This is a genomic window from Mycobacterium sp. (genome assembly GCF_036488105.1).
Lineage (GTDB): Bacteria > Actinomycetota > Actinomycetes > Mycobacteriales > Mycobacteriaceae > Mycobacterium.
This window is the reverse complement of the sequence record NZ_DASXHW010000109.1, coordinates 1-16577: the sequence shown is the minus strand read 5'-3', so window position 1 is coordinate 16577 and position 16577 is coordinate 1. Positions and strand designations below refer to the sequence as shown.

The window sequence follows — 16577 nt, the reverse complement described above, 5'->3', positions numbered from 1 at the left end:
TGGCGACCCTATTACGGTGCGCGGCGAATCAGGCCGAGACCGGCTTGGCGACCTTCATCAGTTTCATCAGGTTGCCGCCCATGATCTTGGCGACGTCCTCTTCGCCGAAGTCGGTGAGCTCGTCGACGAAGGTGATCGGGTCCTTCAGGCCCTCGGGGTGCGGCCAGTCGGATCCGAACAGCACCCGGTCGGTGCCGACCATGTTGACGATCTCGGTGAACCGGTCCTCCCAGAACGGGGTGATGTACACGCACCGCTTGAACGCCTCGATCGGGTCCTCGAGGAAGGCCTGCGGCATCTTCTTGTAGACGCCCTTGAGGCCTTTGAACAGGTCCGGCACCCAGTCGGCGCCGTTTTCGATCGACAAGATCCGCAGCTCGGGGTTGCGGGACAGTGCGCCGTGGCAGACCAGCGCACCCATCGCGTCCAGGATCGGCCGGTGGCCCATCGCGAAGCTACGGAAGGCGGTCGGCTTGAACGGCAGGAACTCGTCGCCGGGCTCCCACACGCTGGCGAACTCCGAGTAGCCGCTGTCCGAGGCGTGCATCGAGACCGGGATGTCAGCCTTGATGCAGGCCTGCCAGAACGGGTCGAACTCCTCGAGGCCGAATGATCGGCTGCCCTTGAAACCCGGCACGGGCGCCGGCCGGACCAGCACGGTGCGGGCGCCCCGCTCCAGACACCATTCGAGTTCTTCGAGCGCGCGGTCGACGATCGGCAGGGTGATCACCGGGGTGGCGAAGATGCGGTCCTGGTAGTTGAACGACCACTGCTCGTGCATCCACTCGTTGAGCGCGTGGATGACGTCGTGGGTCATCTCCGGGTCGTCCTTCATGCGCTCTTCGACCAGGCTGGCCAGGGTCGGGAACATCAGCGCGTAGTCGATGCCGAGTTCGTCCATCACCTCGAGGCGCGCACCCGGCTCACGGAACGCAGGAATCGCCTTCATCGGCTCGCCCAGGATCTCGCGGTAGGTCTTGCCCTGCGCGCCGTTGCGAAAGTAGTCCTCCTGCGCACCGGGTTTCGCGACGACCTCGAAGGTCGGGTTCGGGATGTACTCGCTGATGTGCCCGCGAACCACGATCTTGGTGCGGCCGCGCACCTCGACGTAGTCGATGACCCGCTTGCGGTTCTCCGGGAGGTACTTGGTCAGCGCTTCCTGCGGCTCGTACATGTGGTTGTCGGCATCGAACACCGGGAAGGAAAGCTCGCGTGACGGCATGGCGATCTCCTTGAAGTCTGGATTCTCACGAGGTGGTAATGACGTTACCACCTCTGCGTAGCGAGGTGTAATCGGCAGGTCAGCCCGGCGGGCGGTCGGGCAGTTTCGGGGTTGCGCCACTTATAACGGCAAAGTTCACCGTTGCCGTGGCGAGCAGCGTTTCCTCGCCGTCAGCATCGCTGAGGACGTCGACCTGCATGACCATCGCGCGTCGCCCATTTCGCAGCATCCGGGGCACTGCGTATGCCATGCCCTGGCGGATCGGACGCAGGTAGCGGATGTTCATGTCGGCGGTGGTCATCGTGGTGCCCTCTCGCAGATGCTGCACCCCGAAGTGTCCGCCGGCGACGTCGATGAGCGTGGCGATCAGACCGCCCTGCAGGGCGCCGGAGGTGTTGACCACCTGCGGGCTCACCGGGATCGTCATCGCGAACTCGCCGTTGTGCGTGCCGGGCCGCATCCCGATCTGGTCGAACAACTCAGCGAGTGTCGGCGGCGCCACTTGCACGGCGTCGTCGTTGCCCAGCGCGCGGATGCAAAAGTCGTACAGGTGGGCCGCATCGATCGGCGAACCGGTCAATTCGGCTCCCAGCCAATGCAATCGGAGGGCGCCCAAGATGGTCTGCATGACGATCGCCGCCGCCGGCCCGACATCGAGGTTGGGCCGGAAAACTCCTTCGGTGATGCCGCGCTGGACGACATCGCGGAGCAGGTCGTGCAGCGGCGAGAGCACCCGGGCGTAGTCTCGCGGCCTGGTTTCGGAGAGGTGTTGGTTGTAGAGGTTCATCGCCCGATTCAGGCTGTCCTGCGTGCTCGACTCGGGTTCCGCGCTGATCCGGTCGATGATCAGCTTGATCGCGGCACCGCTGTCCAGCCCGGTCGTCTCGGTGCGCCAGGCCTGCGTCGACTGCGCCATCGTCCGCTCCAGCAGCGCGATCAGCAATTCGTCCTTGCTGCTGAAGTGCTGGTAGAAGGCCCGTAGCGATGTTTTGGAGCGGGCCACCACTTCTTGCACGGTGAAGTCGGTGCGCCCGGTCTCGCGCAGGATCTCAACCGCGGTCTTGATGAACCGCGCGTCCCGGGTCGTCGGTTCGGCTTCGTCGTCGCCGGCCATGCCGCCTCCTCAATACCACGCGCGTTGCGCTGTGAGAATGAGGTTACCGCGCGTTGCGAAGGGAAAGTTAGAACGGCGTTGGCTCGGGTACATCCCGTTGCCGGCCGATTCCAGACCAGGGTTGCTACGGCCGTCGACAGCATCAGCTGAGACGTCACTCCGACGGTTTCGGCCGCGAAGAGAAACGTCTCGATCTCGGCTAGCATCACGTATGGCCTTCGATGGCACCGCGCGATCGATACCGTGTGCCGTCCTGGTATTTGCCGCCGTGCTGTTTTCGGCGGCTCCGGCGTCAGCGGACCCGAACGACGGTGCGTTCGTTGATGCCCTCGCCAAGGGCGGGATCGTCCTTCCGGATGACAACGCCGCAATTGCTATGGCCCACACGGTGTGCGCCGGACTCGATCAGCGTGCGAAAACCAGCCTTCTCGCGTTGAAGCTGATGAAGGATACGGACCTTTCGATGAGGCAGTCCAGCTACTTCGTCGGCGTTGCCATCTCCGCCTACTGCCCGCAATACATCGGCCATACCGACGACTCGACGCGCTGGCTCAACCCCGGCCCCCCGCTGATGTGATCAGCCGCCGCGGGCTTCGACCATGGCTGAGCGGTTGACCTTGGTCGCGTCCGTGCGGGGGATCTGATCGACGAACTCCACGGTCTTGGGCACCTTGTAGGCGGCCAGGCGGGTCTTGGCGTAGACGATGACATCCCGTTCGGTCAGCGACTGTGTGCTGTCGGCCAGTTGGACCACGGCGTGCACCCGGCGGCCCCAGTCGCGGTCGGAGAGTCCGATGACCACCACATCGGCGATGCCTTCGTGTTCGGCGAGCGCGCATTCCACTTCGGCGGGAAAGACATTGGCGCCGCCGGTGATGATCATGTCGCTGCGGCGATCGGCGATGTAGAGATAACCGTCGGCGTCGACGTGGCCGACATCGCCTGCGGTCCGGAACCCGTCGGGTGTCGACGGCAGCAGCGGCGCGCCGCCCAGGTAGCGGTATCCGGCGCTCATCGGCGAGCGCAGATAAATTTCGCCGAGTTCACCGGGACTCACCGGCTCGCCCTGCTGGTCCAGGATGAGCACTTCGGTGTCCCGGAAACCGCGGCCGACACTGCCAACGTGCGCCAGCCACTCGTCACCGCGTAATGCGGTGATTCCCAGGCCCTCGGTCATCCCGTAAGCCATCACGACCTGTTCGGGGCTGAGCAACTCGAACCAAGTGTGTAGCAGCGCATGCGGCATCACCGCGGCACCTTGCAAGATCCACGCGACGCTGGATAGATCCCGCCGGCGTATGTCGGGAAGGGCCGCGATGCGCGCGAGCATCGTCGGTGTTGCGGTGAAGTTGGTGACGCGGTAGCGCTCGATCGCGTCCACAACGGTTGCCGCGTCGAACTTTTCGAGCACCACCAATTGGTCGCCGCCCAGCAGGTAGGTAAGTGGCGAGAAGCCGTTGGTGTGATACATCGGACCGGGCACCAGGATGGTCTGGGGTTGCGCGGTCGGCGCCCAGGCGGCCAGGAATGGGAACGACGACTCCGGCGTCCACACGCCTTGCGCCAGAGTCAGAATGACCTTCGGCAGGCCGGTGGATCCGCTGCTGCAAATCCCATTGGCGTTGGGGGACACGACCGCCGGCAGCGGGTCGTCGGACTGGTCGCCGGCGCGCGCGGTGAATGTCGACAGCGTCTGTTCGTCGATGGTGACCGGCGGGTCGATGACCTCCAGCACCCGGGACCGCTCCCAGTCGGGCAGATCCCAGCGCATCGGAACCGGGACGGCGCCGATCTTCCAACAGCCCAGCACGGCCAAGACCAGTTGCTCGGAATTGGGAATCGCCAGTGCGACAAGCGAACCGACCTCAGCGCCGCTGGCTGTCAGCGCGCGTCCCCATTGATTGGCTCGGCGGTCCAATCCGGCGAAGGTCATCGAGTGTCCCGTACCGTCACGTGCGATGACGGTCAGAGCAGTATCGTCACAACGCTGTTCGGCGAGCTGCTGAAGTTTGGCGCCGAACGGGATTCCTTCGTCAAGCGGTTGGGAAGCCTCTTCGGCGGCGACGTGCTCGGTGCTCACGCCGATACCGATCCCGAGAACAGCGTCTCGAACCCCCCGTCGCGGATGCCGGGCAGCAGCCGCAGCGCGAGCACCTCGGTGCTGACCGGCAGCCGGATCAGCGGCTGCGTGTGCCGGTCGAGCACGCTGACGTCGGACTCGTCGCAGAAGCCCAGGGCTCCCAGTAACTGGTGCGCGGCGCGCAGGACTTGTCGTGCGGTCTCGCCGGCCTTGAGGCGGAGGATCAGTGCGTCCGCCGAACGAACCTGGGCCGGAACAGATTCGACGCGGCTGATGGTGTACTTGGCGAGCTCGTGAAGCCCGCGTGCCGCGACTGCGGCATCGGCGACCGTGAACCGGACCGCCTGGAATTCCGCCAGCGGCTTGCCGAACTGCATCCGCGCGACAACGTGCTGGCGAGTGATCTCCAGGCACTGCTGCACTGCGCCGACGATCCGCCAAGACCCCAGCGTCAGATGCAGATCGATGTCGGCGGCCGGCACCGTCCCGTCGGGCGGGCCCAACGTGGCCGGAACCAGAAACGGTCCGAGCTTGGCGTCAGTGCGTGACGACGGCTGCACCCGGTAGCGCGCGCCATCGAGGTCGGCGCCGATCCAGTCGCCGGCCAAGTCGCCGTGATCGATCCGGGGTGCTTCGGGATTCACCAAGGCGAGCCGGGCACCGTCGATCGCCAGTAGCTCCTCGATTAACGGATAGGGCAGCGCCGTTGCGCCGACAGCCTGGCAGAGCACCGCGGCTGCCAGCAGGTCCTCGGAAGAGGATCGCACGTCGAGGTCGAATGCGCCGAGGTCGGACAGTGCGGTCCGGGCATCCTGCCGGAGCCGGTCGTCGGTCTCGGCCTGCAGCGCGGCCTGGGGTCCGCCGAACCGGGCCAGCCGTTTGGTGGCGACAGCGGAGAACTCGGCGATATCTTCTGGCAGAGCGGTTTTCATCCGTGAGCTCCCAAGGTTTCCCGCGCGACGAGCATCCGCTGCACTTCGATGGTTCCGGACGCGACCGTGGCCGCCTGGGCGTAACGCCAGTGGTCTTCGACGGCGCCGTGCAGCGCCGCCGACAAGCCGCTGTCCAGCGCCGTCGGCCCGAGCACGTCGAACAGCAGCTCGGCTACTTGCTGGTCGCAGGTGGTGGTCGCGATGCGCGCGGCGCTGGCCGCGGCACCGGCTGACGGGTCGTCCTGCAGTGAGACCGCGCGGTAGGCCAGCAGGCGCGCGATTCGAAGGTCGATCAGTGCCCGCACCCAGCGCGCGCGGATGGACTCGGGCAACTCGTCCCAGTTGTCACCGAGTTCGGTTTGCATCCGGTCGAGCAGTGACTCACACCGGGCGTATCGGGCGATGCCGACGCGCTCGAAGGCAAGCGCTTCGCGCATCACCCGCCAGCCGTCGCCCAACTCGCCGAGGACCTCGTCGGGAAACACCTCGACACCGTCGAGAAAGACCTCGTTGAGGTGATGGGGCCCGAGCATCGAGCGGATTGGCCGCACGGTGATGCCAGCCCGGTCCATCGGAACCAGAAAGAGGCTGAGCCGGTTGGCTTTCGGGGCATTCGGGTCGGTGCACGCAGCCAGCACGCACCATGACGCCATCTGGGCGTAGGAGGTCCAGACTTTCTGCCCGGTGATGCGCCAACCGTCACCGTCAGGAACCGCGCGGGTCCGCAGTGACGCGAGGTCCGTTCCGGCCTCAGGTTCGGAAAAGCCCTGACACCAGATGACCTCACCGGCAGCGATGGCGGCCATGTGTTTGGCCTTCTGCTCGGTGGTTCCGTATCGCATGAGCGCCGGCCCGACCCAGTTGATGCCCATGTACTGGGCACCGCGGGGTTCGTGGTGGGCCCACATCTCCTCGCGTAACACGGTCTGCTGCCACACCGAACCGCCGCCACCGCCGTGTTCCTTCGGCCAGGCCAGGGCCAGCAGCCCATCGGATGCGAGCATTTTGCAGAACGACTCGGTGGTCGCCAGGTCCTTGGGGTCGTTGGTGCAGGCGCCGAGGAAGCCTTCGGGGATATGCGTGGCGATCAAGTCCCGCAAGCGCTTTCTGAGTTCGGCAGCATCGGTGCCGAGGTCGTAATCCATCGTCATCCCTTCGGCAAACCGAGCAGTCGCTCGGCGATGATGTTGCGTTGGATCTCGGATGTTCCGCCGTAGATGGTCGCCGCCAGGGCGTCCTGGCGTTCGAAGAGCAGATCGGTGTCGTCGATCGAACGTGGCCCGGCCGCCGCGGCGGAAAGCTCCCAAACCCGCTGCAGTGTTTGCGAACCGAGGAGCTTGAGAATGTCGGCTTCGGGGCTCGGCCGGCCGGCCAGCTCGTTGTTCAGCGCGCGGTAGCCGGTGGCCCGAAGTGCTTCGGCGTCGGCGAGCAGCGAGCCGAGTTCGGCGAAGACCTCACCTGAGGCGTAGTCGTCGTCGGTGGCCTGGGAATCCCGCACCGAGCTGAGGCCGCGCTGGATCTCGACCCAGTTCATGATCCAGATCATCTGCCGCTCATGGTTGAGCGACGACATCGCCACCTGCCATCCGCCGTTGACAGGTCCAAGCAAACTGTCGGCCGGAATCTCGACATCGTCGAGAATGACTTCGCAGAAGGTCTCATCGGAGATCGATGCCATCCGAATGGGTTCGATGGTGACCCCGGGGGATTCGAGATCGAGTATGAGGCAAGAGATTCCGCGATGCTTGGGCGCGTCCGGATCGGTGCGGGCATACAGTGTGCACCATCGTGACTGGTGGGCCTGCGTCGTCCAGATCTTTCTGCCCTTGACCCGGAACACGTCGCCGTCGCGCACAGCACGGGTGCGCAGGCTGGCGAAGTCGGAGCCGGCTTCGGGCTCGGACATGCCCAGTGCCCACCACTCGTCGCCGCGCAGCAAGGGGACCAGCAGACGGTCGATTTGCGCGGCGGTGCCGAATTGGCGGATGCCGGGTGCGGCAACACCCGGCCCGGCGACGTTGGGTAGTTTGGGCGCCGATCGCATCGCCGCCTCGAGTCGGATCTCCATCGCCTCGGCCAACCCGAGTGATCGGCCACCATGCTCGGGCGACCAGGTCGGCTGCAGCCAGCCCGCCTCGAAAGCCGCGCGTTGGTGAGCTCGACGAAGTCCGATGTCCCATCGGTATTCGCGATAGCGCTCGTAGTAGTCGCTCGGCAGGAAGTCCGTCAGCCACGCCGCGTATTCGGCGACAAGATCTGTCTTGAGCTCCGTGTGCGTCATGCGGCGCTCCCAGCGAAGCGGCGTCCCACCGCGTGGTAGAGCGCGCGGCTGTCGCCCAGCGTCGAGGCACCTTGCCAGGCATGCCGCAGATAGAGGTGCATGTCGTGCTCCCAGGTCTGCGCCAACGCGCCGTGGACCTGTACCGCGGTGCGCCCGCAGCCGACCGCAGCCTCGGCTGCCGCCGCCTTGGCCAAGGCCGCCGCGTTCCAGCCCGCGGTAGTTGAGGTCGCCGGGTCGTCGAGCCGCGTGGCCGCGGCGTAGGTCAGACTGCGGGCGCGCTCCAGCGCGACATAGTTGTCGGCCAAGGCGTGCTTGATGCCCTGGAACGCGCCGATCGGCTTGCCGAACTGCTGGCGAGTCTTCGCGTAGTCGATCGCGCGGTCCAGCGCGGCGCCGGCGACACCGACCAGATCGGCGGCGGCCGCGACCAGCGGTGTTGCCAGAGCTGACTCCAGGTCCACCGGCGCGATGGCTATCGCGTCGGCGTCGATCTCGACGTCGGCGACCGGCTGGGCGGGGTCGGTGCATTCGGCTTCGTGCACGGTCACGCCATCGCCGACGCGCACGACGGCGGCGACCGGTCCGTCGGCTGACGAGGCCAGGGTGACGACGAGTTCGGCGCGGGGGAGGCCGGGCACCGCGACTGCCCGCCCGTGCACCCGCCCGTCCTGCAGCGTCATCGGGACCGCGGGCAGCCGATGGGCCGGTGGGTGAACGGCCAGCGCGGCCACCACACCGCTGCCGATCTCGGTCAGCACATCGTCGACGCCGGGACCGGCCAGACGCAGCAGACCCGCGGCCAGGCCGACGCTGGACAGCAACGGAACAGGCGCCAGCGCCGCGCCGCACTCCTCGAGGACAACGGTGAGATCCATCCGACCGAAGGTGCTGTCGCCCTCGGCGGTGGGCACGGCAAGTTCGCTCCAGCCGAGGTCGACGACCGTCTTCCAGAGCGTGCGCCAGCGATTGGGATCCGTCATGGCCTGCCGCGCGATCGCCGGCGGGCACTCGGCACGCAGGACGTCGCGCACGCTGTCGCGCAGCGCAAGTTGACCCGAATTCAGTCCGACGTCCATAAGGCCCCTAACATAATAAAAATAGTAAACTAGCGCGACAAACGTCAATCGCGGCGGCGTGGTGACTTCAGCGATCCGAATGGTGGTGGGTAATGGCGGAGTGGTACCTGTTCCTACCGCAGGTGAGGGTGCCGGTCGCCGACATTGTCGATCGCGCACGCCACGCCGAAGACAGCGGATTCACCGGCATAGCGTTCATCGACCACCTCGAAGCGCCCGGCCTGCGCGACGAAAGCATTTGGGAGGCAATGAGCGTCGCCACCTGGGTGGCCGCAAAGACCGAGCGGTTGCGGATCGGCCACCTGGTGCTCTGTGACGCCTTTCGTCATCCGGCGGTGCTGGCCAAGCAGGCCGTCACATTGTCGGAAGCGTCGGACGGTAGGTTCGAGCTCGGTCTCGGCTCCGGATCCTGGCCTGCGGAGTTCACCAGATTCGATGTCGGGCAACAAGATCCGGTTGCCCGGGTCAAACAGCTCGAAAGTCATCTCGACGTGATAGGCCAGTACTGGGGACGCGGTGACGATGCCACTCGCAGCCAGTCGCCGCTTCCCACGCATCCGATACCGCTGATCCTCGGTGGGACTGGCCGGCGAATGATGGAACTTGTTCGCAGATATGCGGATTGGTGGAACATCCCGGCCAACCACATCGACAGGCTGGCGGAGCTCGCCCCCACCGCCGGGTCGGCCCGGGTGTCGATTCAGCAGATGATCGGTTTCGTTCGCGAGGACAGCGATCCGGCCAAGGTGCGTGAGGTGAGCGCCCGGCGCTTCGGCAATCTCGGATCAGGCCTGATTTGTGGTGACGCCGACGAATTGTCTGGACATTTCAGTAATTTGTCCGGTCAAGGCGTTGAGCGGTTCTATGTCTGGTTCGCTGATTTCGCCGCTCCGGAGTCGCTGCACGAATTCGGCGAAACGGTGATCAAGACGTTCCCGCGATAGCGGGCCCGGTCATTGACGCTGTGCGGCACGGCGGCGAACCTCATCGGGCACAACGGGCTCGCGCGCGAACGGGCCGCGTCGCACCGCGTGCAACCGGATCTCCGGCAGGTCCACTGATGGGTCTACGGTGTCGAGCCACGCGACGGCGTCGGCGACATCGGAAACCGCAATGGCGTTCATCTCGAACGGAACATCCTGCAGCATCTCGGTTTCCACCGGCCCCGGCGTCACGATGTGCACGGCGATGCCGTCCCGGTCGACTTCGAGTGCCAGCGCACGGGCAAAAGCGTTCATCCCGGCCTTGGACGCCGAATAGGCGGTGCGGGCCATCATCGGTTCGTGCGCCGCGGAGGACGAGATGAACACCAGCCGGGAGCCGGGACGCATCTTCGGCAGCGCGGCCGCGGTCACCACGAAGCACGAGTCCAGGTTGGCCGACATGATCGTCTGCCACTGCTCGAAAGTCTGCTTGCGCGCGTAAGTCCCGCCCAGGGTGCCCGCCGCGTGTACCACAAGGTCGACCGTCTCCAGCGGGGCGATAGCCTGCGCGAAGCCGTTCGGGTCGGACGCATCGGCGGCGATGTATCGGGCCCCGATCTCGTCGGCCGCGGCGCGCAGCGGGTCAACCCGGCGTGCCGAAAGCACTACGTCGTAACCCAGTTCGCAAAGTTTGGCGGCGCAGGCCTTCCCGATGCCACCACTGCCACCGGTTACCAGTGCCGTTCTCGCACCGATCAGCTCGTCCACGACTTAGAGATGACGGTTGTCCCGCGGGCGGCCCAACGCTTGCGGCGACACCGCGTAGATCCGTTGGTCCGGTCCGGCGGCCAGCACGTGGCTCTGGGTGTCGGACAGATGCCGGGCGGCGATCCGGCGCGCCCGGTCGACGTCACCGGCCGCGATCATGTCGGCAAGCTTGACGTGCGTGTTGAGCACGGCGCGCCGTTTGGTCAGCGACGGGTAGGTGCCCTTGGCGGCGCTCTCGTCGGCCCACTGCTGCTCGTGGCTGGTCCACAGCGTTTCCAGGGTGCCGACAACGGCGATGATCGTGCGGTTGCCGCAGCCGCGGACAACGGAATCGTGGAATCGACGCCCGATTTCGGTGAACTCGGGCCCGTCTTCCAGATGCGTCTCCATCGCGTCGTTGATTTCCTTGAGCTCGGGCACGATGGTGTCGGCGCGGTCGGTGCGCTGAGCCGCCAGCGCCGCGCACGCGGGTTCGAGTTCCAGGATCGCCGTCCCGAGATCGGCGACGACCACGGACTCGCTCTGCAACAGCAGGCCCAACATGTAGGCGGCGCTGGTCTTGGCCGGCGCGTGCACGATAGCGCCGCCCCGGTTACCGCGCCGGACCGATACCAGGCCTTCGGTCTCCAGGATTCGCAACGCTTCTCGCAGCGAGACGAGGCTGACGTTGAACTGCTCGACGAGCACTTCCTGGCGGGGCAGCAGATCGCCGTCGGCCAATTCACCGTCGATGATCTGTCGCCGCAACTCGTCCGCGACGATCTCGGCGATCCGCGGCGCCGACAGTCGACGTCGCGCCTCGGGGCCAATTCCCAGCGCAGTCATCTGATTCCAGCAGCGGAACGGCTGAACGGAGCCGCGGCCGCTGCAGCCGCGAACTCCATATACTGCAATTTTAGCAGTAATGGCATAATAGCCGCGCTGGTCAAGCGCTCGGCCCGAATGCGAGCGGAGTCCGATCGGCAAATTTACTAAGATGGTATAGACACCAACCCGACGAGCGTAGACGGAAACACGTTGAGCGACGGGCACGACAGCCGACCGACACCGCTGGCGGACGTCCGTGTTGTCGAGATCAGCGACCGCATCGCCGGGAGTTACTGCGGAAAGTTGTTGGTCGACGCTGGCGCCGACGTCAGGAAAATTGAACCGCCACAAGGGGATTGGTTGCGCCGGTTCAGCGCAAGCGGATCGGCCGTCCCGACCGGCGCGGACTCGCCCCTATTCGGGTATCTCAATGCCGGAAAGCGCAGCGTGACCTCGTCCGCTGCGGACCTTCGCTCCGAGCTCGCCGGCGCCGACGTCATCGTCGTGACGGCCACCCGGTCGGAGGCGGCCCACTTGGGCATCGATCCGCAGCAGGTGCTGACGGAGTTCCCGCGGGCGGTCATCGTCACCATCTCCGATTTCGGCTGGACCGGTCCGTACGCTGATCGTGCCGCCAGCGAGTTCACCTTGCAGGCCTGGTCGGGCCTGACCGGCTTCCGCGGCGACCCAGCCGGACCACCGATCGCGATCGGCGGCGACCTGGGGGAGTACATGGGCGGGGTGTTCGCCGCGTTCGGCGCGCTGGCCGTGCGCCGCCGCGTCGAGCACGGTGGACCCGGCGAGCATCTCGATTTGTCGATGCTGGAAGCAATCACGCTGATGCAAAGCGGCGAGTGGCTGCATTCCCATCTGCTGCAAGCGCCGCCGGTGTTACGCACCATCGAAGTCCCGTCGATCGAGCCGGTCAAAGACGGCTACGTCGGGATCACCATGGTCACTGGCCAGCAGTGGCTGGATTTCGCGGCGATGGTCGACTGCGCGGAGCTGACCGAGATCCCGCAGCTGAGTTTCCAAATCGGGCGATGGCAGTACCGCGACTTCATCCGGGAGCGGATCCGGCCGTGGCTGGCCGAACGCACCGTCGCCGAAGTCGTCGAGCTCGGACAGCTGTTCCGGTTGCCGATCGCGGCGCTGGGTAACGGCGCGACCATCCGGGAGACCGCCTACGCCAGGGAACGCGGGGCGTTCGTGGAAAATCCGGCGGGCTTCCATCAGCCACGCACCCCATGGCTGATGTCGCAGTGCAAACCGGCCGCGCTGCGCGGCGCACCGGCGCTTGGCGAGGCCGATGACACCGCGCCATGGCCCACCCGCGAGTACGGCGAGCCGCCGTCGGATCCCCGGCTGCCGCTGGCTGGCATTCGGATCGTCGATCTGACCGCGTTCTGGGCCGGGCCCGCCGCCACGCACCTGCTCGCCGCGTTCGGCGCCGACGTCATCAAAGTCGAGTCGATCCAGCGCCCCGACGGCATCCGGTACTCGGGCGGCATGCGAAAAGACCGGGACGACTGGTGGGAATACGGCTGGGTGTTCCACGCCATGAACACCAACAAGCGTTCTGTGACACTGGATTTGGGGTCGGACGACGGGCGTCGCCTGTTCCGCGAACTCGTCGCCGACGCCGACGTGGTGATTGAGAACTTCTCCCCGCGGGTGATGGAACACTTCGGGCTGACCGCGGATGCCTTGCTGGCGATCAATCCGCGACTGGTCGTCGCCCGGATGCCGGCCTTCGGGCTGGACGGTCCATGGCGCGACCGGGTCGGGTTCGCGCCGACGATGGAGCAGATCGCCGGCCTGGCCTGGGTCACCGGACTCGCGGACGGTCCGCCCATCCCGCCCCGGGGTGCGTGTGACCCGCTGGCCGGTGTTCACGCGGCGTTCGCTGTGACGGCGGCGCTGTGCTTCACCGATCGCACCGGAGTCGGCCAGCTCGTCGAGCTGCCGATGATCGAGACGGTACTGAACGTCACCGCGATTCAGCCGATGGAAGCCGAGGTATTCGGCGTCACGCTGAGCCGGCGGGGCAACCGTGGACACGGCTGGGCCGTCCAGAACCTCTACCGCTGCGCGGGCGACGACGACTGGGTCGCCGTCACGGTTCGCACCGACGACCAGTGGCAGGCGCTGGTCGACGTGATGGGCCGCCCGTCCTGGACCGACGACGACCGGTTCGGCACTGTCGCGGGTCGACAAGCTCACGCCGACGAGATCGACTGTCAGCTGCAGGACTGGTTCCGCGGCCAGGAGCTACGCCGCGCCGTGGATGAGCTTGGCGCTGCGGGCGTTCCCGTCGCACCGGTGGTGTCGCCGTCGTTGGTCACCGAGAACGACCAGCTCAACGACCGCGGGTTCTTGGAGACGCTCGAGCATCCGCGCACCGGTCCAGGCCGGTACCCGCGCCCGCCGTTCGCCCCGCTCGGCGGCCAGCGCGCGTGGCTGATGCGCCCGCCGCCCACGCTCGGTGAGCACAACGACGAGGTACTGCGGGACAGATGTGGGCTCACCGACCAAGAACTCGCCCGCCTGGCGTCGGCCGGGGTGATCGGCACCAGGCCCAAAGGGCTGTGAAAAAAGGGAGTAAGCGATGCGCGTAATCGTCGACGAAACGTTGTGTGAGGCCAATGGATTCTGCGAATCGTTGGCGCCGGACATCTTCGTGATCGGGAAATCCGACGTGGTGCACGTCGCCGACGCCGACGTGCCGGAGCATTTGAAGATCGACGTGGCGGCCGCGGTCGACCAGTGTCCCAAGGCGGCGCTGCGACTGGTCGACTGAGAGCGCCTAACGCGGTCTCAGCGTTATCGGCATCTCGTCGTAGATCGACATGTTGGTGGTCAGATTCGGGTAGGTCACCCGGGCCGGTCCGAGAGTGAATCCGTCGCCGCGCAGCAGCAGTTCATCCAGCACGGCGCCGATCTCGGCGCGGGCCAGCATCGCGCCCAGGCAATGGTGCGCTCCGCCGCCGCCGAACGCGACATGTGGGTTGGGTTGGCGGCCGATGTCGAAGGTGAACGGTGAGGAGAAGACCTCCTCGTCGCGATTCGCCGAACGCAACATCGACACCACCCGCTCGCCCTTGGGGATGTGCTGCCCGTCCATTTCGATGTCGACCTTGGTGCTGCGGGTCCAGTACGCGACCGGCGACGCCCAGCGCAGCACTTCCTCGACGGCGCTGGATCGCACCGACTCGTCGTCGCGGTACCGCTGAATCTGATCGGGATTCGCCACGAACGCCTGCAGTCCGATCGCCAGCGCGTTCTTGGTGGTATCGCTGCCGGCAAACGCGAGCACGAAGAAGAAGAACTCGAGTTCGTTTGCGGCCAAGCTGAATTGCTCACCGTCGTCACCGGTGATGACGCCGGACGCAATCGTGCTCCAGATGTCGTCGGCCGGATTGCGCCGTTTCTCGGCCGTCAGTTCCATCGCGTAGCTAAAAATCGACGCGAACACGTCGTTGTCCATCTGGGCGCCTTTGGATTGGACCTTCAGAATGTGGTCGAAGCCGTCGAAGATGCGCGGCCGGTCCTTTTCCGGAATGCCGATGATGTCGCCGATGACGGTCATCGGCAGCGCGTCGGCGACATCGTCGATCCAGTCACCGCCTCCGCGGGCGAGCAGGTCGTCGATCATCCGCGATGCACGGGCCCGAATGCCGTCTTCGAGCTGGGCGATCGCCCGAGGCGTGAAGGCACTCGAGATGAGTTTTCGGTGCTTGCTCTGCTCCGGCGGGTCCAGGGTGATGATCGTCGAATACGACGCGAACAGGTCGGCCGGCTGGATAAGCGGACCGTCTACGGCCGTGAACGACTCGTGGTCGCGGTGCAGGCGCACCGCGTGCCGGTGTTTGGTCGTCATCCAGAAATCCCGCTTGACGGTCTTTGCGACACCAGGCGTCAGCCCGTGGCGGAACAGCGGTCTGGTGCGGCGTAGCTCGGTGAACACGTCATCGGGAAAGCCATTGCGCCACAATGCGAAATCGGACAGGTCGACTGTCGAAGCCGTCATTCGCAACCTCGATTCTCCTCGACGCTCGCGCTTTGAAGGGGGCCGGTGTGTTGGCTCACCCTACCGTCGGCCGCGGCGTGCGTTGACGTTCAATGCTTAAAATAGTAAAAATAGACTTGAGTCCGCCAAGTGCGGCAAGCGTCAGCGCGCCGTGCACCAGGTGGCTGCGCGGGAACGGAGAAGGTAGTGACGGACACAGTTTCGGACACCTCCATCGATCCGTCCGAACGCGAATTCGGGCCCAGCGGCATCAGCCTGTCGCCGTACCGATTCCCGACCGGATGGTTCATCGTCGGCTTTGCCTCGGACCTGGCGGCCGGCGAGGTCAAGCGGGTCCACTACTTCGGCGAGGAAATGGTGCTGTTCCGCACCGAGTCCGGCGAGGTGAACGTGCTCGACGCGTACTGCCAGCACCTGGGCGCCAACATGGGTGTCGGTGGCACGGTCGAGGGGGAGAACATCGTCTGCCCCTGGCACGGCTGGCAGTGGCGCGGCGACGGCACGAATGCGCTGATCCCGTACAGCAAGATCGGCTGCAAGAACAATGTCCGCGTCCGCACCTACCACAGTACGGAGTGGTACGGCTTCATCCTGGTCTGGCACGAGCGGCACGGTCGGGCGCCGTACTGGCAGCCGCCGGTGCTGCCCGAGCTGGAAACCGGCGAGTATTACCCGCTGCACCCGCACAGCCGAATGCTCAACCGGGTCAAGGTGCATGCGCAGATGATCATCGAAAACGCCGCCGACCCGTATCACGTGCAATACGTGCACAAGGCCGCTAACCCGGCCAACACCACCTCATTCGAGGTCGACGGCTACCACCTGCACGCCACCGTCAGTGCCCACTTCGGCGGCGGCCGGGCGGAGACCTGGCTGACCCCGAACGGTCCGGTCGATGCCAAGATCGTCTATGACAACTATTCACTGGGTCTCGGCATCGTCCGCTTCCCCAGCGACCTGGTGGCCACCATCGAGGTGACCGGGCAGACTCCGGTCGACGAGGACTACACCGACTACTTCTACACCCAGGCGTCCGTTCGCGAACCCGGCGACACCGGCGACGCGCCCACCGGGCGCGCCGCCAAGTTCCTGGCGCTGCAGCAAGAGGTGATCAAGCAGGACTTCTTCACCTGGGAGAACATGAAGTATCTGGAGAAGCCCAATCTCGCACCGGAAGAGGCGCACGACTACGCCGCGCTGCGTCGCTGGGCGCATCGCTTCTACCCGGGTGAAGAGGCTGCGCGGGACGACTTCGGCTACACCGCCAACGGTGATCCGGACCCGGCGGCTGCAGGAGCCTGATGTCCCGCGTGCCGGTTGGGGCGGCACCCGCATGCGACGGAA

At 66.0% G+C, this 16577-nt stretch carries 15 protein-coding genes; 5 read left to right on the top strand and 10 right to left on the bottom strand.

Annotation, left to right across the window (positions count from 1 at the left end):
• Window positions 1-28: 28 nt before the first annotated feature.
• The gene (locus tag VGH54_RS05800) at window positions 29-1222 is read right to left on the bottom strand and encodes an amidohydrolase family protein (RefSeq protein ID WP_331510983.1); all 1194 of its coding nucleotides are present in this window, start codon (window positions 1220-1222) and stop codon (window positions 29-31) included.
• 79 nt (window positions 1223-1301) lie between these two features.
• A complete protein-coding gene (locus VGH54_RS05795; protein ID WP_331510982.1) occupies window positions 1302-2336 on the bottom strand; it encodes a hotdog fold thioesterase in 1035 nt (344 codons plus the stop codon).
• A gap of 268 nt (window positions 2337-2604) precedes the next feature.
• Here VGH54_RS05795 and VGH54_RS05790 point away from each other — a divergent pair, with 268 nt between their 5' ends.
• A complete protein-coding gene (locus VGH54_RS05790) occupies window positions 2605-2913 on the top strand; it encodes a DUF732 domain-containing protein (protein WP_331510981.1) in 309 nt (102 codons plus the stop codon).
• Here the strand turns inward: VGH54_RS05790 and VGH54_RS05785 are convergent, their stop codons facing one another.
• The 5 genes from VGH54_RS05785 to VGH54_RS05765 are packed head-to-tail and all read right to left on the bottom strand — an operon-like array spanning window position 2914 to window position 8705.
• A complete protein-coding gene (locus VGH54_RS05785) occupies window positions 2914-4416 on the bottom strand; it encodes a class I adenylate-forming enzyme family protein (protein ID WP_331510980.1) in 1503 nt (500 codons plus the stop codon).
• Window positions 4413-5348 (bottom strand): acyl-CoA dehydrogenase family protein, encoded by a 936-nt coding sequence (locus tag VGH54_RS05780; RefSeq protein ID WP_331510979.1) that lies wholly within the window; start codon window positions 5346-5348, stop codon window positions 4413-4415. The genes VGH54_RS05785 and VGH54_RS05780 overlap by 4 nt, the downstream gene beginning before the upstream one ends.
• Window positions 5345-6493, bottom strand: coding sequence for an acyl-CoA dehydrogenase family protein (locus VGH54_RS05775; RefSeq protein WP_331510978.1), 1149 nt, complete (start codon window positions 6491-6493; stop codon window positions 5345-5347). The genes VGH54_RS05780 and VGH54_RS05775 overlap by 4 nt, the downstream gene beginning before the upstream one ends.
• A 2-nt stretch (window positions 6494-6495) precedes the next feature.
• Window positions 6496-7629, bottom strand: a complete 1134-nt coding sequence (locus tag VGH54_RS05770) for an acyl-CoA dehydrogenase family protein (protein WP_331510977.1) — start codon at window positions 7627-7629, stop codon at window positions 6496-6498.
• A complete protein-coding gene (locus VGH54_RS05765) occupies window positions 7626-8705 on the bottom strand; it encodes an acyl-CoA dehydrogenase family protein (protein ID WP_331510976.1) in 1080 nt (359 codons plus the stop codon). Before VGH54_RS05765 ends, VGH54_RS05770 begins: the two co-directional genes overlap by 4 nt.
• Before the next feature lie 92 nt (window positions 8706-8797).
• Here VGH54_RS05765 and VGH54_RS05760 point away from each other — a divergent pair, with 92 nt between their 5' ends.
• Window positions 8798-9649 carry an LLM class flavin-dependent oxidoreductase gene (locus VGH54_RS05760; protein WP_331510975.1) on the top strand — a complete coding sequence of 284 codons (852 nt, stop codon included), beginning with the start codon at window positions 8798-8800 and terminating at the stop codon, window positions 9647-9649.
• 9 nt (window positions 9650-9658) lie between these two features.
• Here the strand turns inward: VGH54_RS05760 and VGH54_RS05755 are convergent, their stop codons facing one another.
• Window positions 9659-10387, bottom strand: coding sequence for an SDR family oxidoreductase (locus tag VGH54_RS05755; RefSeq protein WP_331511017.1), 729 nt, complete (start codon window positions 10385-10387; stop codon window positions 9659-9661).
• 12 nt (window positions 10388-10399) lie between these two features.
• The gene (locus VGH54_RS05750) at window positions 10400-11221 is read right to left on the bottom strand and encodes a FadR/GntR family transcriptional regulator (RefSeq protein ID WP_331510974.1); all 822 of its coding nucleotides are present in this window, start codon (window positions 11219-11221) and stop codon (window positions 10400-10402) included.
• A 192-nt stretch (window positions 11222-11413) separates the two neighbouring features.
• Here VGH54_RS05750 and VGH54_RS05745 point away from each other — a divergent pair, with 192 nt between their 5' ends.
• Both VGH54_RS05745 and VGH54_RS05740 read left to right on the top strand, forming a co-directional pair.
• Window positions 11414-13795, top strand: a complete 2382-nt coding sequence (locus VGH54_RS05745; protein ID WP_331510973.1) for a CoA transferase — start codon at window positions 11414-11416, stop codon at window positions 13793-13795.
• Window positions 13796-13811: 16 nt separating this feature from the next.
• The gene (locus tag VGH54_RS05740) at window positions 13812-14003 is read left to right on the top strand and encodes a ferredoxin (RefSeq protein ID WP_325688507.1); all 192 of its coding nucleotides are present in this window, start codon (window positions 13812-13814) and stop codon (window positions 14001-14003) included.
• Window positions 14004-14009: 6 nt separating this feature from the next.
• On the opposite strand, the gene VGH54_RS05735 is transcribed toward VGH54_RS05740, so the two are convergent.
• The gene (locus tag VGH54_RS05735) at window positions 14010-15233 is read right to left on the bottom strand and encodes a cytochrome P450 (protein WP_331510972.1); all 1224 of its coding nucleotides are present in this window, start codon (window positions 15231-15233) and stop codon (window positions 14010-14012) included.
• Window positions 15234-15419: 186 nt separating this feature from the next.
• On the opposite strand from VGH54_RS05735, the gene VGH54_RS05730 reads away from it, so the two are divergent.
• Window positions 15420-16535 carry an aromatic ring-hydroxylating oxygenase subunit alpha gene (locus VGH54_RS05730; protein WP_331510970.1) on the top strand — a complete coding sequence of 372 codons (1116 nt, stop codon included), beginning with the start codon at window positions 15420-15422 and terminating at the stop codon, window positions 16533-16535.
• Window positions 16536-16577 lie beyond the last annotated feature (42 nt).